The sequence below is a fragment of the Desulfobacter sp. UBA2225 genome (assembly GCF_002348205.1).
GTDB classification, from domain to species: Bacteria; Desulfobacterota; Desulfobacteria; order Desulfobacterales; family Desulfobacteraceae; genus Desulfobacter; species Desulfobacter postgatei.
Genome location: NZ_DDYV01000302.1, coordinates 1 through 4,506, shown reverse-complemented (window position 1 = coordinate 4,506; position 4,506 = coordinate 1). Strand labels below are relative to the sequence as shown.

Annotated in this window: 4 protein-coding genes and 1 pseudogene; all 5 read left to right on the top strand. The window is 49.9% G+C overall.

Translation table 11 applies throughout. The annotated features are described in order from the left end of the window. Positions 1 to 498: pseudogene (locus tag B3D59_RS15780) on the top strand (aminomethyl transferase family protein); the annotation flags it as partial. A gap of 106 nt (positions 499 to 604) precedes the next feature. Next, positions 605 to 1,003, top strand: coding sequence for a glycine cleavage system protein GcvH (gcvH, locus tag B3D59_RS15775; protein ID WP_286821887.1), 399 nt, complete (start codon positions 605 to 607; stop codon positions 1,001 to 1,003). Between the two features lie 5 nt (positions 1,004 to 1,008). Continuing rightward, entirely contained in the window at positions 1,009 to 2,346 is a 1,338-nt protein-coding gene (gene gcvPA / locus B3D59_RS15770) for an aminomethyl-transferring glycine dehydrogenase subunit GcvPA (protein WP_286821884.1), read from the top strand. After that, on the top strand, positions 2,343 to 3,797 hold the full coding sequence (gene gcvPB, locus B3D59_RS15765) for an aminomethyl-transferring glycine dehydrogenase subunit GcvPB (protein WP_286821881.1): 1,455 nt from the start codon (positions 2,343 to 2,345) through the stop codon (positions 3,795 to 3,797). Before gcvPA ends, gcvPB begins: the two co-directional genes overlap by 4 nt. 204 nt (positions 3,798 to 4,001) lie before the next feature. Further along, positions 4,002 to 4,502, top strand: a complete 501-nt coding sequence (locus tag B3D59_RS15760) for a hypothetical protein (RefSeq protein WP_286821876.1) — start codon at positions 4,002 to 4,004, stop codon at positions 4,500 to 4,502. Positions 4,503 to 4,506: the final 4 nt, after the last annotated feature.

Below are 4,506 nucleotides of genomic sequence, written 5' to 3'. Positions count from 1 at the left end.
GCCGGTGCATGCCTGCCCCTGTCCCACCAGGACATTGGGCATTTCCCCTTTATCAACCACCCCTGGGAGTTTGCCCTGCCCTTTAAGGCCGGTACCCGCCGGTTTACCAAGACATTTTTAGGGTCTCAAAGTCTTATGGATCTGGAGCAACAATCCTTTACCTATGCCTTTGTCGGTGACTCTTTAAGAAAGGTGACGGCAGGCGATGCCGCACGGGTTCTCACCGAGCAGGGCAAAGATATCGGCATGGTACTGACCTGCGCAACGGACATGGGGATCTTTTGGCATGAAGACACAATTATCAGTGTCAACACGCCCAATCTGCCCCCGGATGTCACAATAAAAGGGCTTGCCTGCGGATTTGTCATGGTGAATCAGCCCCTTGATATGGGCACCCGGCTCTCCCTTGTCGAAGGCAAACGCAAAATCGGGGTCCGGCTTGTTTCCGACATTCGGCCGGACAGGACAGCAAGGCTTGCAATCAAACATTTTAAATAACAGCCATGGGCTGACCTGACATATCAACTGCCAGGCATAGCCGACAATAAAGCTTGAAAGATCTGAGTAACTTACCTAGACTTTCATATAAAAATGAGGAGGCAATATGAAATCCATTGAAGAACTTAGTTTCCCATCAGATGTCAAATACACCGATGATCATGAATGGGCAAAGCTTGAAGGCGATTTGGTCCGTGTGGGTATTTCTGACTATGCCCAGGATCAGCTTGGCGAAATTGTTTTTGTGGAAATGCCGGAAATTGGTGACACCTTTGCCCAGGGAGACGAATTTGGCAGTGTGGAGTCCGTTAAAGCGGTATCTGAAATTTTTCTTCCCATTGCAGGTGAAATCGTTGAGGTGAATTCAGAACTTGAAGATGCGCCGGAGCTTGTCAACACGGACTGCTACAACAAGGGCTGGCTTGTCAAAATTAAACCCGACGATCTGTCCGAAATGGACAATCTTAAAGACCAGGCCGCATACCTTGAAATGCTGAAAGGATAAATGCCATGCGTTATCTGCCGCATACCAGACAGGACATCGACCAGATGCTGGCTGTAACCGGCCACGCCGATCTGAATCAGCTATTTGAAACCATCCCCGACTCTGCCAAAACAAAGACCGGATTAAACCTGCCGGACGCGTTAAGTGAATGGGATTTAAATGCCGAAATGGACAAACTGGCCTCACAAAATGCGGCATGCAGATCATATACATGCCTGATGGGAGCCGGTTCCTACGACCACCACATTCCTGCCATTGTGCCCTACCTTGTTTCCAGGTCCGAATTTATGACAGCCTACACCCCTTACCAACCCGAGGTGAGTCAGGGCACTTTGCAGGGTATCTATGAATTTCAAACCATGGTTACAGCGCTTTTAGGTATGGATATTGCCACGGCATCCCATTACGATGGCGGTACAGCCCTGGCAGAATGCGCGCTTATTGCTCTGCGTAAATCAAAAAGCGCAAATAAAATCGCGGTATCAAATCTTATTCATCCCTCCCATCGCCACATCATGAAGACCTATCTGGGGCCGTCCGGATATGAAATGGTTGACATACCGGCAGATAAAAACGGCCTGACGGATCTGGTTGCATTAAAATCCATGGATGACATTGCAGGGGTGGCGGTTCAGTCCCCTAACTTTTTTGGAAACATTGAAGATCTTGGCAGTTTTAAGGCCTGTGCCGATGAAAAAAACTGCCTGTTGATCACCTCATTCACCGAAGCGTTGGCCCATGGGCTGCTGAAAAGTCCCGGGCACTTTGGCGCCGATCTTGTTGCCGGAGAAGGTCAAAGCCTTGGCATGACCAAGAGTTTTGGCGGTCCGGGACTTGGCATTTTAGCCGGCACACAGTCAATGATGAGAAATCTTCCCGGCCGGTTTGTGGGAAAAACCGTCGATTCCAAGGGCCGCAGGGGGTATGTATTGACCCTTGCCACCAGAGAGCAGCATATCCGCAGGGAAAAAGCCTCTTCCAATATCTGCTCAAATAACGGACTCAACGCCATGACCGCCGCCATATATATGGCTGCGGCCGGAAAAAACGGAATCAGGGAAATTGCCCGGCTTAATCACGACAAGGCCGTTTATCTTAAAAACATTCTTGTGGGGGCCGGGCTTCAGTCAGTTTACAGCGGTGCATTTTTCAATGAGTTTGTCCTTAAAGCCCCTGCCGGATTTGCGAACAAACGCAGGGAGATTGCCGAAAAATACAATTTGTTTGCAGGGGTCCCCCTTGAACCCTTTTACCCGGACATGGCGGACCATTATCTTTTCTGCGCCACGGAAACCGTGTCCAGACAGGCCATGGACCTTTTGGCAAAGGAGGTGAAAGCATGACACAGCCAGGCACAACCGGCCTTATATTTAACGAACCTGAACTATGGGATAAAAGCCGGGAAGGCAGATGCGGCATCTCCATACCAAGTAGTGACGTGCCGAGAGCAGATCTTGATCCGGCACTTACCGGTGATGCACCGGAACTTCCGCAATTGTCTGAACTTGATGTGGTCCGTCATTTTATCCGCCTGTCCCAGTGGAATTTTTGTATAGATTCAGGCATGTACCCTCTGGGGTCCTGCACCATGAAATACAATCCCAAAACCAATGAGGTCCAGGCAGCCCGCAAAGGCTTTGCCGCAGCCCATCCCCTGGCCGGGGATCAATTTTCCCAGGGGGCGTTAAAGCTGATGTATGAGTTGGAGCAACTGCTCGGAGAGATCACGGGGTTTCCCGCCGTCACGCTGCAGCCAGCGGCCGGAGCCCATGGGGAGTTCACCGGCATGCTCATGATCCATGCCTGGCACGCCAAACAGGGAAGGCAACGTTCGAAAATTCTCGTCCCGGATACGGCCCATGGCACGAATCCCGCGTCTGCAAGTCTTTGCGGATATAAATCCGTGAATATTAAATCAGGGCCCAAAGGAGTTCTGGAACCTGCTACGGTTGCCGAGGCCATGGACGAAGATACCGCCGGCATCATGATTACCAATCCCAACACCCTGGGTCTGTTTGAAGACAACATCAAGGAGGTCTGTGATATTGTCCATGCCAAGGGCGGCCTTGTCTATGGCGATGGTGCCAACATGAATGCCGTCATGGGAATCATCAAACCCGGCGAACTTGGCATTGATGTGCTCCATTTAAATCTTCACAAAACCTTTTCCACCCCCCATGGCGGTGGCGGACCCGGTTCCGGACCGGTGGCCGTGGTTAAAGATCTGATTCCCTTCCTTCCTGTGCCAAGAGTTCAAAAGGAAAACGATACCTATTCATTTATTACAAATTGCCCCGATACCATTGGCCGGATGCACACCTTTTATGGCCATTTCGGCATCATGGTCAGGGCCTTTGCCTATATTCTGTCCATGGGTGGCGACGGCCTGAAGCGTGCTTCTCAGCTTGCCGTACTTAATGCCAATTACATTAAGGAAAGCCTTAAAACCACCCTGGACCTACCCTATGACAGGCCCTGCATGCACGAATGTGTGTTTACCGACAAAAGCGTTCAGGAATACCATATCAGCACCATGGATATGGCCAAACGTCTTTTGGATTACGGATTTCATCCTCCCACAGTATATTTCCCCCTGGTGGTGGATGCCGCCTTTATGGTGGAGCCCACTGAAACCGAATCCAAAGATGACATTGACCAGTTCATTGAGGCGGTAAAAGCCATTGTTAAAGAGGCGGCTTCAAACCCGGAGAAACTGAAATCAGCACCCTATCTTCCTAAGGTAACACGGCTGGACGAGGTGGCGGCAGCACGCAAACCTTGTCTTAAAGGTTAGGGCTATGGAGACATATCTCAAATATGCTTCCATTGGCCTGCTTTGATGGCGACTTAAAATCCGCCGCATCTGTGGCGGATTTAACTCTGACCATTGGCCTAACCCTAATACTGACTCTTGCTCCCAACCAATGCATGCGGTTGCTACTGTAATCTTGTTTAATAGCGCTCAATGTGCGCTCCCCATAGCGAGGTATTTGCAACAATGTCATTGTCTAAACCATCTGCTCAGCAGAGCATATCGACTTTCGATGAGTTTGTGCGATTAGCTGATTATTCTTTAATGGATACCTTAAATGCCGATCCTGATGCCACCGGAGATGGTGATGATCACCGTGCCCGTCAGGTTTTTTCTGGTCACTTCGTACCGGTGACTCCCACGCCGCTTCCAGAACCAGAATATGTAACCCATAGCAGCACTTTTTTTAATGAACTTGGATTGAGCGACGAGTTGGTAAATGATGCAAAATTTTGCCAGGTATTTTCTGGTGATATCTCAGCAGCTCAGGAGCCTATGCGTAAGATTGGCTGGGCAACCGGCTATGCCCTGTCAATTTATGGCACCGAATATACCCACCAATGTCCATTTGGTACCGGCAATGGTTATGGCGATGGCCGGGCGATATCTGTATTTGAAGGCGTATTCAATGGACAGCGTTGGGAAATGCAACTAAAGGGTGGCGGTACACAGGGCAAACGCATTTAAATTG